Genomic DNA, 18,276 nt, shown 5'->3' with positions numbered 1-18,276 from the left:
AGGAGGCGAACGGGCCGCCGCTGTGCCTCCTCGCCGCTCCGGCGTCAGTACCGCAGCACGCCCGCGATCCCCTGGGCGTCGATCAGCGTGCCGTCCGGCACGAAGCGGACCTCGGCGCCGGTCTCCAGGCACTGCTCGACGATCTCGTCCACGATGTCCTCGCGGGCGTCGAGGTCGCCGCTCTCCGCCGGGATCAGATGGTCGCCGTCCTCGCCGCGCACCGTCACGCGGTAGTTCTCCTCGACGGCCAGCAGCCGCACCCGGCCCTCGCGCGCGCTGCGCCACACCTCGTCGACGCCGGCGGCGAACGCCTTACGGCCGAGGGCGGTTTCGAGCTCCCGGGCCACTGCGTCGGTCCCTCTGCGGTTCTCGGCGGCGATGACCGGCCGGACCGCCTGCCACACCGCTTCGCGGGTGCCTTGCGCGAGCCCGCCGTGGGGGACGTGCACGGCGGACCTGGTGATGCCGCCGATCTCGTCCAGCAGGGACAGCGCGGCCGGCTCGCCGGTGACGTACAGCTGCCCCGGGCTGTGCTGCAGGACCGCGCCCAGCGCGGAGTCCGCCTCCTTCAGGAAGTGGCGTGTGTCCTCGTCGCGGAACTTGCTCGGCACGTCGCCGATCTGTTCCTGGCGTTCCGCGTCGAAGTTCTGGATGTCCCGGGTCAGCGGGAAGCCGCCGACGCGGGCCTCGGTGACGCGATCCAGGGCGCCGTGCCACAGGGTGACACGGTCCGTGGAGACCGAGAGCACCCAGAACGGCCGCTCGGCGGCCTGCGCGGAGACGAGGTTGCGGGTCAGGAAGGTGTCCGAGAGCACCACGCGCTCGGGCACGGTTCGGGCGACCGACCACACCTGGTGTTCGCCCGGCGCGGCGAAGATCACCAGGCCGTCCTCGGCGTGCGTCAGATCGATCTCGGCGAGGGCCTGGTCGAGCTGCCGTTCGACATCGAACCGGCGCTCGCGGGTGACCGAAGGATCAGCCTCCAGCTGTTTCTTGGCCTTGGCCACGACATTGCGCAGCCGGACCTGGTCCTGGGCCCGATAGGGCTCCCGGGGATGCGTGGGCGTCAGCACGGACACGGCCGGATAGGGGCGCGGGCGCCGCAGCTCGGAGAGGGTCGTGGGACTGAGTGCGTGCTCCATAACAGCACGATAGGACCGATTCACCGATCGGGCATTAGGGGCAATCCATCACCCCGTACTGGATCTACTCCCGGCGCTCCTCGGGGCCGCAGGAGCTGCCGTCGGCCGGCAGTGTGCCGTACAGGAGGAAGGTGTCGACCTTGCGGTGAACGCACTTGGAAGAGGCGTAGCCGGTGTGGCCGCTGCCCTTGTTGTCGAGCACCACGGCCGACGAGCCGAGTCGCTTCGCCGTCTCCTCGGTCCAGCGGTACGGCGTCGCCGGGTCGCCGCGCGTGCCCACGAGGAGCATCTTCGGCGTGTGCACGTCCTTCACGTCGTCGCGTATGAAGTCCGTGCCCCTGGGGCGGCCGTAGCACATCAGCACCCCGGTGAGCCGGTAGGGGCCGAAGACCGGTGAGGCCTGCTCGTAGGCGGCGCGCAGGCCGTCGAGACCGTCGACGATCTGCTTGCCGGTGGGGCGGTCGGGGTCGTCCGCGCAGTTGATCGCCATCAGGGCCGCGGGGAGGTTGTCGAGGGGGACGTCCTCCTCGTCGACCAGGCCGCCGTCGGGCTCCTCGGACTCCTCGGGGCCGTCGGTCTCCCCGGGGGCGTCGGTCTCCTCGCGTCGCCAGGGCGCGGCACCGCCGGACGCGAAGGCCTCGATGGCGTGGGTGTCGCCGTCCTCGACCAGTGAGGCCAGGGCCCGCTCCAGGGAGGGCCACATCTCCTCGCTGTAGAGCGCCTGCCCGATGGCGCCGACCAGGTCCTGGCCGGTGAACGGCTCGCCGAACGCCGACGGCACCGGGTTCTCGTCCATCGAGTCGACCAGTCGTACGACCTGCTTGCGTGCCTCGCGTGCGTCCTGCCCGAACGGACAGGCGATGTCCTGCACACACCAGTTGATGAACTCGTCCAGCGCCTGCTGCTGCCCCTTGGCGCTCGCGACGCCCTGCTCCATCAGCGACTCGGTCAGCGTGTCCACGCCGTCGAGCACGAACCGGCCGACCTTGTCGGGGAACTGGGCGGCGTACACCGAGCCGAGCCGTGTGCCGTAGGAGAAGCCCAGATAGTTGAGCTTTTTGTCGCCGAGGGCCGCGCGCATCACGTCCATGTCGCGCGAGGCGTTGATCGTGCCTATGTAGGGCAGGACGGGGCCGGAGTGCCGGGCGCACGCGTCGGCCGCCTTCTTCAAGTCGGCGAGGACGGACTGCGGATCACGTCCGAGCTCCGTGCCGTCCTCGGCCATGTCGATGTTCTCCTCGCCGTCCCCGCAGCTGACCGGCGAGGACCTGCCGACGCCGCGCGGATCGAACGTCACGATGTCGTAGCCGTCCGTCAGCTCCATGAACTCCTTGCCGGCGGTGGCGAACTGGGGGATGCCGGCACCGCCCGGCCCGCCGAAGTTCACCAGCACCGAACCCTGCTTGTCGCCCGTGGCCCGGTAGCGGGCGAGCGCCAGGTCGAGCGTCCCCGTCCTGGGGCGGGCATAGTCGAGAGGGACGGTGACCTTGCCGCACTGCATGTCCTTCGGCCCCTCGCCCGGACACTTCGCCCAGGTGACCTTCTGCCGGTAGAACCGTGTGAGGTCGGGCTCGGGACTGTCCGTGGCCGCCGGCAGCCCCGTGCCGAGCAGGGCCAGCCCTACCGCGCCGGTTACCGCGCAGCGGCGCAGCATGGGCCGCGCTGACAGGTGGGCAAGCATCGATGCCTCCAGAGACGCCCGTCGCGGACCGGTAAACGGCGTCCTGGCTCACGATAGGCGGGCCCCGGAACGCACGCCTCCGGACGTGCGGGACCGCTCGTGCGGGCGTACCCTGCCCCTTTTCGTTGCCGGTGGAAGTTTTTACCGCTAGTTCGACAACCCTGACACTCGATGGGGTGAATGGCCGATTAGCCATAACTCGGATGGTTCGCCTGCGTTTTATCCGGTGCGGGCGAGTGCCCGCGACCATGTCTGGAAGGCAGGGAACCTATGAGACGGGTTACCCGATACGGTGTGATCGCCGTCGCCGCCTCGGGCGCGATGGCAGTGACGTTCCCGGCGTATGCCGACTCCGCGGCGGATGGTGCCGCGGCCGAATCGCCGGGGCTTCTCTCCGGCAACACCGTTCAGCTGCCGGTGCATGTGCCGGTGAACGTGTGCGGGAACACCGTGAACGTGGTGGGGCTGCTCAATCCGGCCGTCGGCAACACCTGCACTAACGCGGACGGTGGCAAGAAGGGCGCGGCGTCGCACAGCGGAGCTTCGGCCCAAGGCCGCGGAAAGGATTCGCCGGGCATCGCGTCCGGCAACGTCGTGGAGCTCCCGGTTCACCTCCCGGTGAACGTCAGCGGCAACAGCGTGAACGTGGTCGGGGTCGGCAATGCGGCGATCGACAACGAGTCGGTGAACGGTCCTGGCGACCGCCCTTCCGACACCACGAAGCCGGCACCGAAGCCGGCGCCGCCCCGGGCGCACCAGCACCGGCCGGTGCCGCCCGCGCCCGTCGCGCAGGGAGAGCCCGAGGGCACCCTCGCCCACACGGGCGCCGACCAGGCCCTCGCCGCGGCAGCGGCGGGCGGCACGCTCCTCGTAGTGGGGGGAGCCGTCCTGTACCGGCGCTTCCGCCCGCAGGCGGTGAGCTGACCCGCGCCTCACGCGCGGCAGGGAAGGCCCCACCCGGCGGGCGGTGGGGCCTTCGTCATGCGCACACCGGTCCGGACAGCCCCCTGTGCGAGGCAACGGCTTGATCATGCCGTGACGTGCTCCCCGAAGATCCGCGAGGATGCTGTGGGCGTGGGCGATCACCACGCCCGCATCCTCCCGAACCCGCACGGAACGGAGCACACCCATGACGTCCCCGGCCCCCCAGGACCTCGTGATCACGCAGGCCGGCCTCGACGACTGGCCGGTCGTCCGCGGATGGGCCGTCGACGAGGGCTGGAACCCGGGGCTCGCGGACAGCGAGGCGTTCTTCGCGCAGGACCCCGAGGGCTTCTTCATCGGCCGTATCGACGGCGAGCCGGTCTCGGCGATCTCCGTCGTCAACTACGGAGCCGACTACAGCTTCCTGGGCTGGTACCTGGTCCGCCCCGACGTCCGCGGCCAGGGCTGTGGCCTCACCACATGGAAGACCGCGCTCGCGCACGCGGAGAACCGCACGGTGGGTCTCGACGGCGTCGTCGACCAGCAGGACAACTACCGTCGCTCCGGCTTCGAGCTCGCCCACCGCACCTTCCGCTTCAGCGGGACCGCGCCCTCGGCCCAGGTTCCGGCGGACGTCAGCGCCGTACGGCCACAGGACCTGGCGGAGATCACCGCGTACGACGGCACCTGCACCCCCGCCGACCGTCCCCGCTTCCTCGCGCACTGGCTCACCGGCCCCGGGCATCATGCCGTCGTCCGTCGCACCGGTGGCCGCGTCACCGGCTACGGCGTGATCCGCCCCGGCCACGACTGCCCGCGCATCGGCCCGCTCTTCGCCGACACCCCCGAGGACGCGCGGGCTCTGTTCGCCGCGCTGACCGCCGAGGTGGCCGGCCGCGAGGTCGCCGTCGACGTGCCCGAGACCAACCCGGCGGGCGTGGCGCTCGCCGAGGAGGCGGGTTTCACGCCCTCCTTCGAGACTGCCCGTATGTACACCGGGCCGGTGCGGCCGTACGCCCAGGAGCGGGTCTTCGGCGTGACCACGCTGGAGCTCGGCTAGCGGGAGGGCTCAGCCCTGAGGCCGGTGGAACCGGACGTGCAGCGCGCGGACGTCCTCGGTCAGCTCGGGCACGGGGCCCTCGACGGCCACGCCCGGTGCGACCTCCTGGATCGGCAGCGGCCGTACCGGCCCGGCGGGCACGCCCAACTCGGCCAGCCAGCCGGTCAGTTGCTCCGACGAGGCGACGTACACGATGCGTCCCAGGCCGACCCAGGCGTGCGCGGCCGCGCACATCGGGCAGTGCTCGCCCGACGTGTACACCGTCGCGGCCGCCCGCTCCTCGGGCGCCATACGGGCCGCGGACCAGCGTGCCAGCTCGAACTCGGGGTGCCGGGTGTGGTCACCCGAGGCCACCCGGTTGTGATCCTCGGCGAGCACCGAGCCGTCCGCCCCCACCAGCACCGAGCCGAACGGCTCGTCCCCGGCCTCGAGAGCCTCGGTCGCGAGCGCGACGCAGCGGCGCAGATAAGGCAGTTCGGCGTTCTTCACGGGCATGGTGTGCGGGCCTTCCTCGCGGCGCGGCTTCCCTGCGTTTCCCTAGGGCGTTTTCTACGGACCCAGCTTCGCCGACGTAGGCCCGGACGGCGAGGAGGGACGGGCGCGCCCCTAGAGGTGTTGCCCCGGCATCGACCTGCTGCTGAGGTCACCCCCTGGATCACGCCGGGGTACTCGCGCTCTTCGACCGGGCCATGCGTGCAGGCGCGCGGCCCGCGGGCCGGCGGGGCTGCGGCATCCACCGCGCCCTCGTCGCCCGCCGCGCCCGCGCCGCCGCGGACCGCGGATACCGGTACCTCCAGGTCGACGCCATGGCTACGAGCCGTCCCGTCCTGGAACGGCTGGGCTTCGAGCCACCGACCACCACGACGCCGTACCCGTACGGGCCGTAGCGGCGTGGCTCGCCACGACGGCCTCGCCGCTCGTGCGGGCCGTCGTGGCGAGCCGCCTGAACGTCAGGTCGCCCCTCGTGTCTTCGGCTACGGCGTCAGCGGCGCGCCTTCGTCCGGTCCAGCGCGGCGACGCCGAGCGCGGCGAGGCCGATCTGGATGAGCCACTCGACCCAGTCGACGCCGTCGGTGTCGGCCACGTCGAGGCCGGCCGCGATCGCCGAGCCGAGCAGGGCGGCCACGATGCCGACGAGGATCGTCCACAGGACACCGATGCGCTGGCGGCCCGGAATCACGAGCCGTCCGAGCACACCGATGACGATGCCGATCACGATGGCACTGATGATGCCCGAGATCTCCATTTCGCCCCTCTTCCTCCTGTCCCCGCAATGGTTGAGTTCCCCCTGCGGGCAGGGACAGTCCGCTCCGGTTCAACCAGTGGCCGACGCTCCGCCAAGTCCCATGTCGGCCCAGCCGGTGACAGCCACCACCTCCGAGGCGATGTCGATCACTGAGCGGCCGTCCGTCACCACGCGCACCACACCCACCGGCGCCCGCTCCTCGAGAAGCCGCGCCCTGCGCGCGCTGCTCCTCATCTCGTGCTCCAGCTCGGAGCCCAGCTCCCGCCCGGTCAGCCGCTGTTCGGCAGTCTCGTCGGTGGCGGTGAGCAGGACCCGTACGAGCCGTACGCGATCCCCCATGGCCCGCCGGAACATGGGCGCGGCCTCGTCGAGCACGCTGACGGTGTTCGAGTAGACGAGACGCCGGTAGCCGAGGGCCGCGTAGTTCTCCCACACGGCAGCCAGGTTCCGCTCCGTGACGCCGGCCCGGTCTGCGTCCCCCGGCGGCGCCGGATGGACGGCGCCCATGAAGTCACCGTCGATCACTGCGTGCGCGACCCGCGCGACCCGCAGCCGAGCCGACACCTCCCAGCCGACAGTCGTCTTTCCGACCCCGGCCCTTCCCCCGATGAGCAGTACCTCCGCATGGTCCATGCGAGCAGGGTGCCCGGGTGCGGGGATGCTCGGCGAGGCGTTTTGGCGTCCCAGGTCAGTGCCCGTCCAGCCAGGACCTCAACTGGCCGTCCGGCTGCAGGGATACATGCAGGCCGTTGTCCTCGCCGTGCGCGGCGTGGCCGTTGGCGACGAGGGTGTCGAGGTGGGTGGTGCCTGTGTGGAGGTCGGCCTCGTAATGGTCGTCCGTCAGCTTGTAGAGCTTCGCCTGCGTCTTCCCGTCCGCCAGGGTCGGCATGGCGACCAGGACGCGCTTCGTGACCGGCTGGGGCTTCGGCTTGGCGTGCTGGAGCCAGGACGTGACCTTGCCGTTCGGGTGGAGGGTGATGTGCAGTCCGTTGTTCTGGGCGTAGGCGGGCCATCCCTGGGTGTAGAGGGCGCCGTACTGGAGGCCCTCGGCCCAGAGCTCCGCCTCGTAGTGGTTCTTGCCGGTCCTGTAGACCTTGGCCCGGCTGACCTTGTCCGCGAGCTTCACGGTCTTCACGTAGACGCGCTTGGTCTTGGACTGGTGCGCCGCGGACCTCGCGGTCGGGGTGGAGGGCGCGTCGACGGCGAAGGCGCCCGCGGCCGAGACCCCCAGCGCGGCGGTGACGCCGGTGGCGATGAGGGCGGTGCGCAGGGTGCGGGGGGCACGCATCAGTGAATCGTCCTTAGGTGGGGTTCGTTCGTACCGATGCGTTCGAAGCTACGGATCGCTCATCAAGGGGCCCCATACGTCGTGTAACAGGCATTCGGCATTTATTGGTCGAAGCGGGCGGGCTCGCGATCTGTCTCCATTGACATGCAGGTAATTGCCTGCATAACGTTGAGTGTGCGATCAGAGGGCGACCCCGAGATGGACCAGGTCTTCAAGGCGCTGAGCGACGGAACCCGCCGGCGGCTCCTGGACCGGCTGCACGAGGACAACGGGCAGACGCTGGGCGAGCTGTGCGCGCGTATCGACATGGCGCGCCAGTCCGTGACTCAGCATCTGGCCGTCCTGGAAGCCGCCAACCTGGTCAGCACGGTGCGGCGGGGACGGGAAAAGCTGCACTACCTCAATCCGGTCCCGCTCCACGAGATCCAGGAGCGGTGGATCGACAAGTTCGAGAGCCCGCGCCTGCGCGTGCTCGGGGCCGTGAAACGACGAGCCGAGGAAGCCATGACCGACCAGCCCACGTATGTGTACGTCACCTATATCGAGAGCACCGCCGAGAAGGTCTGGGACGCCCTCACCGACGCCGACCTGACGGCCGCCTACTGGGGCCACAGCAACGTCTCGGACTGGCGGGCCGGTTCCCGCTGGGAACACGTCCGTACGGACGGTTCGGGCATCGCCGACGTGGTGGGCACCGTGGTGGAGAGCGAACGCCCCTGCCGCCTCGTCACCACCTGGGTGGCGCCCGACGAGGAGGGGCAGGACGACAAGTACTCCCGGGTCACTTTCGACATCCAGCAGCACGCCGAGATCGTCCGTCTCACAGTGACCCACGAGGACCTGCCCGACGAGAGCGCGCGTGCCGACGTGTCGTCCGGCTGGCCTGCGGTGCTGTCCAACCTCAAGTCGCTCCTGGAGACAGGCCATGTCCTGCCCCAGGAACCGTGGTTGATGCCGGCCCGCTGAGCCGGGTTGCCCGGAGGCGGACGCGCGAAGGCCGGCCCGCTGGTGCGGACCGGCCTGCGTGTCCTGCTCTCGGTCTGCCGCTACGGCCTCGGGGTGCTCTTCGCCGCTGTACCGGCGCACACCATCCCCAGGATCACGGCCAGCGCGCCGATGATGATGTTGTTCACGATGACGCCCGCGTCCGGGCTCTCCCCGACGACCCACGGCGCGATGATCATCCAGACGCCCATCGCGCAGAAGGCCCAGCTGAGGCCGTACATGCGTTCCGGGGCCCGGGTGAATCCGAGGGCCAGCAGGCCGATCGCGATACCCATGATCAGGTTGTGAGTCACGAGTGCCGGCTGGCTCGTCGTGTAGTGAAGTATCCAGGGGGATGCCGCGCAGTAGAGACCGAGCAGGAACACCGGTCCGTCCACGAGCGCCACATCGCGACCGCCGAGCATGCGGGCGTAGCGGTCCCGCATTTCGGATACATCAGGGTGAGCTGCTATGTCACCTCTGGTGGGCGAGACGTTGGCCATGACTCGTCTCCTTTGACTCGCAGGCCTGACCGCGTCTGGTGCGGTGTGCGGTAAGAGCCGCCTAGGGCCATTCTGCGCTTATTTCTTCTTTATGTGTAGAGCTCGACGGGTTCATGACGATGTAAGCGGAGTGACTCTCCGGAACTTCTCACCGGTGTCGGCGTGCGGGGTGTCGATCCGGGCGGATGCCGTTCGTGTAGGAGGTGAGAGACCGGCAGACCGGTCACGATGTACGAGGAGACCGTCATGAAGTACTACCTGCTCAATGTGATGCAGCCCGTCGCAGAACCGCCCGCTGCGGACGTCCTCGGTGAGATCGAGAAGAACCTCGACACCCTCAACCGGGAGCTGCGCGAGGCCGGCGCCTGGGTGTTCGCCGGAGGACTGCACGGACCGGAGTCCTCCACCGTGCTGCGGCCCCGCGACGGCGACATCCTGGTCACCGACGGACCGTACGCCGAGGGCAAGGAGATGCTCGGGGGCATCAGCCTCATCAAGGCGCCCGATCTGGACGCGGCGCTGGAATGGGGCCGCAAGCTCGCACTGGCGACCACATTGCCAATCGAGGTGCGGCCGTTCATGGGCGAGGCCGAGGACTGATGACGGCCACGGACGTCGAAGGCGTCTTCCGTGCGGAGTACGGCCGCGCGGTCGCCGTACTCGTCCGCTTCCTCGGCGACATCGACCTTGCCGAGGAAGCGGTCCAGGACGCCTTCGCCACGGCCCTGCGGCGCTGGCCGGAGACCGGCGTGCCGCCGAGCCCCGCAGGCTGGATCATCACCACCGCCCGCAACCGCGCCGTCGACCGGCTGCGCCGCGAGGCCACCAGGACCGAACGCCACGCCCAGGCCGCCCTGTTGCACACCTCCGACGCACCTCCCGAGGAGGGCCCCGTGCGCGACGACCGGCTCCGGCTCATCTTCACCTGCTGCCACCCCGCCCTCGCCGTCCAGGCGCGGGTCGCCCTGACCCTGCGTCTGCTGGGCGGGCTCACCACCGCGCAGCTCGCGCGGGCCTTCCTGGTGCCGGAGCCGACGATGGCCCAGCGGCTCGTGCGGGCCAAGGCGAAGATCCGCAACGCCGCCATCCCGTACCGCGTGCCCCGCGACGCCGACCTGCCGGACCGGCTCGCGGGGGTGCTGGCCGTCGTCTACCTGATCTTCAACCAGGGGTACGAGGGTGAGGCGGGCCTGTGCGCGGAAGCCGTACGCCTCGGTCGTCTGCTGGCCGAACTCATGCCGGACGAGCCCGAGGTCGCCGGGCTGCTCGCGCTGATGCTCCTCGTCGAGTCCCGCCGGCCCGCCCGGCAGGACGACCGCGGCGAGCTCATACCGCTCCCGGAACAGGACCGCGGCCGCTGGGACCGTGAACTGATCGCCGAGGGACAGTCTCTCGTCCGCCGGTGCCTGCGCCTGGGCCGGCCGGGGCCGTACCAGATCCAGGCGGCGATCCAGGCGGTGCACAGCGACGCGCCCACCCCGCAGGCCACGGACTGGATCCAGGTCCGACAGCTCTACGACCACCTCCTGGCCATCGCTCCCAGCCCCGTCGTCGCTCTGAACCGAGCCGTCGCCGTGGCCGAGGTCGAAAGCCCGGCGTCGGCCCTCGACCTCGTGGACGCGCTGGATCTCGACGGCTACCACGTCTTCCACGCCGTCCGCGCGGACCTCCTGCGCCGCCTGGGGCGCCACACGGAGGCCGTGCGAGAGTACGAGTCCGCCCGCGCGCTCGCGGAGAACCCGGCGGAGCGGGCGTACCTCGAACGCCGCCGTCGTGAACTCCTCCGCAGCTGACGGCCGAGCCGGGCACGTAGTGGCGAAACCATGCCGCCCTCCCGCAAAGTCACAGGTCAGCGTCCTGGCGAGAGGTGCTCAGGTGGCGCAATGATGCGGTAACACCACTGAGCGGCAACCGTCGGTATGGTCTGCGCATGCCAGCAGAACGAACCCGCGAGCACACCGCGCCGCTCGCCGCAGCCCGCCGCCGGCGGCTGCGTGCCGACCGGGCGCGGCAGCTCGCGGACCTGCTGCGGCACCTGGTGCTGACCGGGGGATTTCCCAGCGGCGTACTGCCCCACGAGGACGTACTCGCCGCCGACTACCAGGTGTCACGGAACACCGTCCGGCATGCCCTGGACCTGCTGCGCGCCGAGCAGCTCGTCGAGCGGCTGCCCGGTGTGGGCACCGTCGTCGTCGCCGAGAAGTACTCGCACGGCCTCGACCGGTTGATGGGCCTCGCGGAGACCCTGCGGGAACACGGCCGAGTGAGCAATGAGGTACGCACCATGGGCCCGGTCGCCGCGCCGGCACTCGTGGCCGAGCGACTGCGGCTGCCCACCGGCACCGATGTCCTCTACATCGAGCGGCTCCGCAGGCTGAACGGGCTGCCGCTCTCCCTCGACCTCACCTATCTGCCGCTGGACATCGGCAGTGAACTGATCAGCGCCGACCTGGAGAACACCGACGTCTTCCGGTTGCTGGAGCAGATCACCGGGCAACCGCTCGGGCACGCGGAGATCACTCTGGAGGCCGTCAACGCCGACGCGCACTCCGCCACCGTCCTCCAGGCACCGCGCGGCACCGCCGTGCTGATGCTGGAGCGCCTCACCCACCTGTGCGACGGCAGGCCCGTGGACCTGGAGTTCATCCGGTTTCGCGGGGACCGTATCGCGATGAGCGGGCTGCTGCGCCGCTCCCTGTGAACACCCGCGATCCACGCGGAGCCTGATGCCGGGAGTCGGACGTCAGGCGTAACTCATCCCTCGCAGTACCTCACTGGAGACAGCCATGCCCTTGGTGCCCCAGCGGGCCGACGTGCCCGTGACCGTCGACGAGTCGAAGTGCATCGACGGCTGCACGCTCTGTGTCGACATGTGTCCGCTGGACTCCCTGGCGATCAACCCCGACAGCGGCAAGGCGTACATGCACGTCGACGAGTGCTGGTACTGCGGCCCCTGCGCCGCCCGCTGCCCCACCGGGGCCGTCACGGTCAACATGCCCTACCTGCTGCGGTGAAAGGCCCTCTCCCCATGAAACCCACGACTCCAGCAGCCCTGCTCGCGGCAGCCCTCGTCAGCACGCTCGTCTCGGGCTGCGGCGGCAATGCGGCGGCCGGCGACGACAAGCACGTCACCGTCACCGTCGGCTACCAGTCCAAGACCATCAACACCGTCACCGCCGGCACCCTGCTGCGCTCGCTCGGCTACTTCGAACGCGAACTCGCCGCCCAGGGCAAACGGGACGGTGTTTCCTACAAGGTCCAGTGGCAGGACTACGCCACGGGCGCGCCCATCACGGCGCAGATGGCCGCGGGGAAGATCGACATCGGGTCCATGGGCGACTTCCCGCTGCTGATCAACGCCGCCCGCGGCAAACAGCTGAATCGTCCCACCCGGCTCGTCTCGGTCACCGGCTACAACCTGCGCGGCGCCCTCAACACCGTGGTCACGGCGCCGCACTCGAAGCTCGCCTCGCTCAAGGACCTGCGGGGCAAGAACGTGTCCACCAGCATCGGTTCGGCCGCCGACGGGACCCTCGTACGAGCGCTGCAGCGCGCCGGGATCGACCCGGAGAAGGACATCCGCAAGCTCAACCAGCAGCCGTCGGTGGGCGCATCGGCACTGCAAGCGGGCAGTGCCGACGCCCTGTCGCAGTTCGTGGCTTGGCCCGGTCTGCTCGCTTTCCAGGGCAAGGCGAAGGCGCTGTACGACGGTGCGGAACTCGACCTGCCGACCTTCCATGGGGTGACGGTCCGTGAGGACTTCGCCGAGCAGCGGCCGAAGGTGCTCGACGCCTTCCTCGCCGCACAGATCGAGGCCACGCGCTACCTGAACGAACACCCCGTCCAGGCCGCCGAGAAGGTCGCCGAGGCCACCGGCCTGCCCGCGGAGGTCGTCTACCTCTACAACGGCAGTGGCGGCATCGCCACCTTCGACCCGACCGTCAAGCCGCAGCTCGTCTCCGCGCTGAAGAAGGACGTGCCGGTGCTGCGCTCGGCGAAACTCGTGGGCGACGTGGACGTGGACGCCTTCGTCGACGAGGGCCCGATCACGCGCGTGTACGGCAAGGAGTACGCCGAGCGGCTCGCCGCCACCCCCGAGCCCTCGCGCAGTGAGGTGTGGCTCAAGGGCGAGGACAGCACCCGGCCCTTCGACTCGCCCGCCGCACTGCTGAAGTTCGTCGCCGGGCGCAAGGGCGATGTGCGCGCCGCGTACGTACCGGACGCCGCCACCGGCACGCGCTGGTACGCCGACAAGGCGGTCTGGGTCCAGGACGGCGAGGAACTGCGGCCGTTCGTCACGCCCTCAGCCGCGCGCGCGTACACCGAGGCCCACCCCGGGGCCCGTACCGTCTCCTACGCCACCGCACTGGAGCGGGCGTCATGAGCGCGGTGACCGCCCCGCCGACGAAGCCGAGGAAAGCGAACAAGGCGAGCAAGGCGAGCAAGGCCTCCGCGCGGCCGGCCCCCGCTCGGCGCACGGCCCGCCTCCGACCGGTCGTACGCGTGCTGTCACTGCTCGCGGCGCTCACGGTGTGGCAGCTGCTCACCACGCTGGACGTCCAACTGTGGCTGCGTTTCGACCAGTTCCCGTCCGTCACCGACGTGGCCCGGGAGTTCGGGCAGCGGCTCGCCGACGGCGCGTACTGGCAGGACGTGAGCGACAGCCTGCGCAGGATCGTCACCGGGTTCCTGCTCGCCGCGGTGCTCGGCGTCGCAGCGGGCGTGGCAGTCGGCCGCTCCCGCTGGGCCGCGGACCTGATCGGACCGGTCCTGGAGGTGCTGCGACCCGTCCCCGCGATCGCATTGGTACCGGTGGCGATCCTGCTCTTCCCCAGCAATGAGCAGGGCATCGTCTTCATCACCTTCACCGCCGCCTTCTTCCCGGTCCTGGTCGCCACCCGGCACGCGGTGCGCGCACTGGCCCCGGTGTGGGAGGAGGCCGTGCTCACCATGGGCGGCGGACGGTGGCGGGTGCTCGCCTCCGTGGTGCTGCCCGGCGCGCTGCCAGGGATTTTCGGCGGACTGTCGGTGGGGATCGGCGTCTCGTGGATCTGCGTGATCTCCGCGGAGATGATCTCCGGCGAGTACGGGATCGGCTATCGCACCTGGCAGGACTACACCGTCCTGGACTATCCGGGCGTGTTCACCGGCATCGTCAGCATCGGCATGCTCGGCTGGCTGACCTCCACCGTGGTGGAGCTCCTGGGACGCCGCCTGACGCACTGGCTGCCGCGCCGTGAAGGGAGTGCCACGTCATGAGCACGGAATCGGACACCACCACTACCACCACCGCCACCGCTTCCGCCATACATACGCCCTCCACCGCCTCGCGGGCCGAACTCCCCGCCTCCGGGGCACGGCTCAGCCTCACCGGGACGGACCTCGGACGACCCGGCGCCGTCGTGCTGCACGGGGTGGACCTCGAAGCCGCCCCCGGCGAGATCCTGACGGTCGTCGGCCCGTCCGGGTGCGGGAAATCGACCCTGCTGCGGACGCTTGCCGGGCTGTTGCCCACGCTCGCCGGACAGGTCGCCCAGGACGGGCGGCCCGTCACGGGCCCCGGCGCGGACCGGGCGCTCGTCTTCCAGGAGGACGCGCTGCTGCCGTGGCGCACGGCCCGGGCCAACGTCGAACTGCCGCTTGCCATCAGAGGGTTGGGCCGCGTCGAGCGCCGTGTCAGGGCGGAGGAGTGGCTGGACCGGGTCGGCCTGCCCGACCGGCAGCGGCAGTTGCCGCACCGGCTCTCCGGAGGGCAGCGCCAACGGGTACAGCTCGCACGCGCGCTCGCCGGGCAGCCGCGGGCCGTGCTCATGGACGAGCCCTTCGGCGCCCTGGACGCCCAGACCCGGGCCGGCATGCAGCAGTTGCTGGTGGAGGTGCTGCGCGGGACCGGAGCCACCGTCGTGTTCGTCACCCACGACGTGGACGAGGCACTGTTCCTCGGTGACCGCGTCGCACTGCTCGGCGCGGGTGGCCTCACCGGTGTCCGGACGGTACCGCGGCCCCGTGACCGGGGCGCCCGCGACGACACTGCGACGGTGGCACTGCGCCACGACATCCTCGAGTCCCTCGGCTCCCGCCCGACCTGAGCGTGCCTCGGCCCCACGTCCCGAGCACCCACCCGGCTCGGCCCCGCACGACCCTCGGCTGCCCCCCGTACGTCCTGAAAGGCACCCCTGCCATGACCCCAGCCACCGCCACCCTGACGGAGATCCCCGCCCTGGACTCGGCCGAGGAGCTGACCTGCGACGTCCTGGTGATCGGCGGCGGCACCGCCGGCACCATGGCCGCGCTCACCGCCGCCGGGCGCGGTGCGTCCGTGCTGCTGCTGGAGAAGGCACACGTCCGGCACTCCGGAGCGCTGGCCATGGGGATGGACGGCGTCAACAACGCCGTCATCCCCGGCCGTGCGGAACCGGACGACTACGTCGCCGAGATCACCCGCGCCAATGACGGCATCGTCGACCAGTCGACGGTTCGTCAGACGGCCACTCGGGGCTTCGAGATGGTGCAGCGCCTGGAGTCGTACGGGGTGAAGTTCGAGAAGGACGAGCATGGCGAGTACGCGGTCCGCCAGGTGCACCGCTCGGGCTCGTACGTACTGCCCATGCCCGAGGGCAAGGACGTCAAGAAGGTCCTCTACCGGCAGTTGCGCAGGCGGGAGGTGCGCGAGAAGGTCCGTATCGAGAACCGGCTGATGCCGGTGCGGGTCCTGACCGCCGCCGGCAAGGCGGTCGGCGCCGCCGCATTCAACACCCGCACCGGGGCGTTCGTGGTCGTGCGGGCGGGTGCGGTGATCCTCGCGACCGGGGCCTGTGGCCGTCTGGGGCTGCCTGCGAGCGGCTATCTGTACGGCACGTACGAGAACCCCACGAACGCAGGCGACGGCTACGCGATGGCGTACCACGCGGGTGCCGAGCTGACGGGTATCGAGTGCTTCCAGATCAACCCGCTCATCAAGGACTACAACGGCCCGGCCTGCGCCTATGTCGCCAACCCGTTCGGCGGCTACCAGGTCAACCGGCACGGGCAGCGGTTCGTCGACTCCGACTACTGGTCCGGGCAGATGATGGCCGAGTTCGCCGCCGAGGTCGCCTCCGACCGCGGCCCGGTCTACCTCAAGCTCAGCCATCTCCCCGAGGAGTCGATCTCGGCCCTGGAGTCCATCCTGCACTCCACCGAGCGCCCCACCCGCGGCACCTTCCACTCCGGACGCGGCCACGACTACCGCACCCACGACGTGGAGATGCACATCTCCGAGATCGGTCTGTGCGGCGGTCACTCCGCCTCGGGAGTACGGGTCGACGACCACGCCCGCACCACCGTCCCCGGCCTGTACGCGGCGGGCGACCTGGCCTGCGTCCCGCACAACTACATGATCGGGGCGTTCGTCTTCGGTGACCTGGCGGGCGAGGACGCGGCTCAGTACAAGGCGTACCAGGGCGAGCTGCCACAGGACCAGCTTGCCGAGGCCCACGAGTTGATCTACCGTCCGCTGCGCAGTCCTGACGGCCCGGCTCAGCCCCAGGTCGAGTACAAACTGCGCCGCTTCGTCAACGACTACGTCGCCCCGCCCAAGAGCGGCGCCCGGCTCTCCCTCGCGCTGGAGCACTTCGAGCGGATGCGGGACGAGATCGCCGGGATGGGGGCGCGGACACCGCACGAGCTGATGCGCTGCGCCGAGGTCTCGTTCATCCGCGACTGCGCGGAGATGGCGGCCCGGTCGTCCCTGGCCCGTACCGAGTCCCGCTGGGGCCTGTACCACGAGCGCCTCGACCACCCCCAGCGGGACGACACGCGCTGGCTGCACCACCTCGACCTGCGCAAGGGTCCTTCGGGAGCCATGGAATTCACGGCGCGTCCCGTCGCCCCCTACCTCGTGCCCGTCGACGAGTTCACCCCCACCGGCGGCCCCTCCCGCCACCTGGGCGAGGTGGAACCGCTCGCCACGGCGACGGCGGGACGCCGGGAGGCGCCGCCGGCCGAGGCCACCGCGGAACCGGGCGAGGCCGCACCGCCCGACGGCCCGGCGCACGACGCCTCGGAGTCCAACCGGGAACGGATCCTCGAACTCGTCGCGCTCTCGGAGGAGGAACCCGATCTCCCGGCGCTGGAGCCCTACCTGAAGGACCCGGACGCCGCCGTACGCCTCGCGGCCGTGAAGACGCTGACCGAGACGGCCCCACCCGGAACGGGCCCCGCGCTGGGCTCCGCCCTGACCGACAGCGACGGACAGGTGCGCGCCGCCGCCGCGTCGTCGCTGCGTGAGCTGGCCGAAGTCCTCACGGCGGAGCCGGAGTTGCGGGCGCCGTTGGTCCGCGCACTGACGGCAGCGGACCCGACGGCCCGCGCCGCGGCCCTGGACGTGCTGCGCGCCCTGCGTCTGGGTGACGAGGCCCTGTTCGCCGTGCACCTGGCCGACCCGGACATCGAGGTGCGCCTGGCCGCCGTACGCGCCCTGATCTCGGTGGACGCGGTCGTTGCCCTGTCGGGGGCGGTCGCGGACGCCGCACGTGAGGTACGGGTCGCCGTGGCGCGCGGGTTCGCTGCTCTGGCCACGCCCATTGCGCGGGCGCAGGCAGGTACGCCGTCCGCCCTGCACGGCCTGATCCACGACCCCGACGCCCTGGTACGTGCGGCGGCCCTGGAAGCCCTGGGCGTCCTCGGCGTCCCGGACGGACTCCTCGCCACCGTGACGGCGGCGCTCGCGGACCCGGCGTGGCAGGTCCGCGCGGGCGCGGCGAAGGCCCTCGGCGGGACGGCACCCGAAGACGCTGTGCCCGCCCTCGCCCGGCTGCTGCGCGACACCGACGCCGATGTGCGCAAGGCCGCGGTACTCAGCCTGCTGCGGCACGCCGCCCATGCCGAAGCCCGCACGGCGCTGACGACCGCGGTGAACGACCCCGACGCCGACGTCCGGGCGTACGCGGGCCGAGGGGTGCGGTGATCCAGCACCGTGGCCTGACCGGCTTCTGCCGACGCGTTGAGCTGACCTGTGTCATGCGGCCGGGAGCGGCTCGCTCGCCGGATCGGCGGGTCAGCTCGCGTCTCGACTTCCTTGGCCCCCTGGCCGGTTGATTGGTCTACACCTTATTTGGTCTACACCCTTGACTGGTACATACCAACGCGGTTGAGTGTGTCTCCAAACCCCCACCACGGCCGCCCCCACGCCGTGGCCGACCCGGTCGGCGCGTGCGCTCAAGGCTCTGCTTCGCCCTGCCCTTGTCCGGGTGCGGCCGTGCTCCGCAAAGGAGTTGATCCTGTGTCGAGGCGCCGCATAGCCGCACTGCTCTCCTCACTCGCCCTGGGCAGCGCCGCTCTGCTGTTCCAGCCGGCCCCGAGCGCGTCCGCCGCCGGGTTCGTCGTGAGCGAGTCGCAGTTCAACCAGATGTTCCCGAACCGGAATTCGTTCTACTCGTACAGCGGCCTGACCGCCGCCCTCAGCGCC

General features: G+C 70.7%; 18 protein-coding genes and 2 pseudogenes. 13 read left to right on the top strand and 7 right to left on the bottom strand.

What is annotated here, in order from left to right:
• Positions 1–44: 44 nt before the first annotated feature.
• Together ACFY5C_RS09000 and ACFY5C_RS08995 are read right to left on the bottom strand one after the other, a co-directional pair.
• The gene (locus ACFY5C_RS09000) at positions 45–1,142 is read right to left on the bottom strand and encodes a chemotaxis protein (RefSeq protein WP_389442291.1); all 1,098 of its coding nucleotides are present in this window, start codon (positions 1,140–1,142) and stop codon (positions 45–47) included.
• 64 nt (positions 1,143–1,206) lie between these two features.
• A complete protein-coding gene (locus ACFY5C_RS08995; RefSeq protein WP_389442289.1) occupies positions 1,207–2,823 on the bottom strand; it encodes an alpha/beta fold hydrolase in 1,617 nt (538 codons plus the stop codon).
• Between the two features lie 270 nt (positions 2,824–3,093).
• On the opposite strand from ACFY5C_RS08995, the gene ACFY5C_RS08990 reads away from it, so the two are divergent.
• Complete coding sequence (locus ACFY5C_RS08990; protein ID WP_389442286.1) at positions 3,094–3,747, top strand: chaplin; 654 nt, start codon at positions 3,094–3,096, stop codon at positions 3,745–3,747.
• A gap of 205 nt (positions 3,748–3,952) precedes the next feature.
• On the top strand, positions 3,953–4,807 hold the full coding sequence (locus ACFY5C_RS08985) for a GNAT family N-acetyltransferase (RefSeq protein ID WP_389442284.1): 855 nt from the start codon (positions 3,953–3,955) through the stop codon (positions 4,805–4,807).
• A 9-nt stretch (positions 4,808–4,816) separates the two neighbouring features.
• Here ACFY5C_RS08985 and ACFY5C_RS08980 read toward each other — a convergent pair whose 3' ends face one another.
• Entirely contained in the window at positions 4,817–5,302 is a 486-nt protein-coding gene (locus ACFY5C_RS08980; protein ID WP_389442281.1) for a nucleoside deaminase, read from the bottom strand.
• Positions 5,303–5,520: 218 nt separating this feature from the next.
• On the opposite strand from ACFY5C_RS08980, the pseudogene ACFY5C_RS08975 reads away from it, so the two are divergent.
• Positions 5,521–5,694: pseudogene (locus ACFY5C_RS08975) on the top strand (GNAT family N-acetyltransferase); the annotation flags it as partial.
• A gap of 95 nt (positions 5,695–5,789) precedes the next feature.
• Here the strand turns inward: ACFY5C_RS08975 and ACFY5C_RS08970 are convergent.
• The 3 genes from ACFY5C_RS08970 to ACFY5C_RS08960 all read right to left on the bottom strand — a co-directional run bounded on the left by ACFY5C_RS08970 (position 5,790) and on the right by ACFY5C_RS08960 (position 7,341).
• On the bottom strand, positions 5,790–6,053 hold the full coding sequence (locus tag ACFY5C_RS08970) for a GlsB/YeaQ/YmgE family stress response membrane protein (protein WP_389442279.1): 264 nt from the start codon (positions 6,051–6,053) through the stop codon (positions 5,790–5,792).
• 69 nt (positions 6,054–6,122) lie between these two features.
• Positions 6,123–6,686 (bottom strand): AAA family ATPase, encoded by a 564-nt coding sequence (locus tag ACFY5C_RS08965; protein WP_389442276.1) that lies wholly within the window; start codon positions 6,684–6,686, stop codon positions 6,123–6,125.
• A 55-nt stretch (positions 6,687–6,741) separates the two neighbouring features.
• A complete protein-coding gene (locus ACFY5C_RS08960) occupies positions 6,742–7,341 on the bottom strand; it encodes a hypothetical protein (RefSeq protein WP_389442273.1) in 600 nt (199 codons plus the stop codon).
• 198 nt (positions 7,342–7,539) lie between these two features.
• On the opposite strand from ACFY5C_RS08960, the gene ACFY5C_RS08955 reads away from it, so the two are divergent.
• On the top strand, positions 7,540–8,307 hold the full coding sequence (locus ACFY5C_RS08955) for an ArsR/SmtB family transcription factor (protein ID WP_389443357.1): 768 nt from the start codon (positions 7,540–7,542) through the stop codon (positions 8,305–8,307).
• Between the two features lie 80 nt (positions 8,308–8,387).
• Here the strand turns inward: ACFY5C_RS08955 and ACFY5C_RS08950 are convergent, their stop codons facing one another.
• On the bottom strand, positions 8,388–8,828 hold the full coding sequence (locus ACFY5C_RS08950) for an SPW repeat protein (RefSeq protein ID WP_389442271.1): 441 nt from the start codon (positions 8,826–8,828) through the stop codon (positions 8,388–8,390).
• Positions 8,829–9,074: 246 nt separating this feature from the next.
• Between ACFY5C_RS08950 and ACFY5C_RS08945 the strand changes: the two genes are divergently transcribed.
• The 9 genes and pseudogenes from ACFY5C_RS08945 to ACFY5C_RS08905 all read left to right on the top strand — a co-directional run.
• Entirely contained in the window at positions 9,075–9,428 is a 354-nt protein-coding gene (locus tag ACFY5C_RS08945) for a YciI family protein (protein WP_389442268.1), read from the top strand.
• Complete coding sequence (locus tag ACFY5C_RS08940) at positions 9,428–10,621, top strand: RNA polymerase sigma factor (RefSeq protein ID WP_389442265.1); 1,194 nt, start codon at positions 9,428–9,430, stop codon at positions 10,619–10,621. The genes ACFY5C_RS08945 and ACFY5C_RS08940 overlap by 1 nt, the downstream gene beginning before the upstream one ends.
• Before the next feature lie 137 nt (positions 10,622–10,758).
• Positions 10,759–11,529 (top strand): GntR family transcriptional regulator, encoded by a 771-nt coding sequence (locus ACFY5C_RS08935; protein WP_389442263.1) that lies wholly within the window; start codon positions 10,759–10,761, stop codon positions 11,527–11,529.
• 85 nt (positions 11,530–11,614) lie between these two features.
• Positions 11,615–11,842, top strand: a complete 228-nt coding sequence (locus tag ACFY5C_RS08930) for a ferredoxin family protein (protein ID WP_031480193.1) — start codon at positions 11,615–11,617, stop codon at positions 11,840–11,842.
• A gap of 14 nt (positions 11,843–11,856) precedes the next feature.
• Positions 11,857–13,212: an ABC transporter substrate-binding protein gene (locus tag ACFY5C_RS08925; protein ID WP_389442260.1), complete on the top strand. Its 1,356-nt coding sequence runs from the start codon at positions 11,857–11,859 to the stop codon at positions 13,210–13,212.
• Complete coding sequence (locus tag ACFY5C_RS08920; RefSeq protein WP_389442258.1) at positions 13,209–14,087, top strand: ABC transporter permease; 879 nt, start codon at positions 13,209–13,211, stop codon at positions 14,085–14,087. Before ACFY5C_RS08925 ends, ACFY5C_RS08920 begins: the two co-directional genes overlap by 4 nt.
• Positions 14,084–14,917 (top strand): ABC transporter ATP-binding protein, encoded by an 834-nt coding sequence (locus ACFY5C_RS08915; RefSeq protein ID WP_389442256.1) that lies wholly within the window; start codon positions 14,084–14,086, stop codon positions 14,915–14,917. The genes ACFY5C_RS08920 and ACFY5C_RS08915 overlap by 4 nt, the downstream gene beginning before the upstream one ends.
• Before the next feature lie 92 nt (positions 14,918–15,009).
• Positions 15,010–17,775, top strand: a complete 2,766-nt coding sequence (locus tag ACFY5C_RS08910; RefSeq protein WP_389442253.1) for a fumarate reductase/succinate dehydrogenase flavoprotein subunit — start codon at positions 15,010–15,012, stop codon at positions 17,773–17,775.
• Between the two features lie 315 nt (positions 17,776–18,090).
• Positions 18,091–18,276 (top strand): annotated as a pseudogene (locus tag ACFY5C_RS08905) (chitinase); the annotation flags it as partial.

Source organism: Streptomyces sp. NPDC012935, assembly GCF_042900345.1.
Classification (GTDB): domain Bacteria; phylum Actinomycetota; class Actinomycetes; order Streptomycetales; family Streptomycetaceae; genus Streptomyces.
This window is presented reverse-complemented; position numbering and strand designations above follow the sequence as displayed.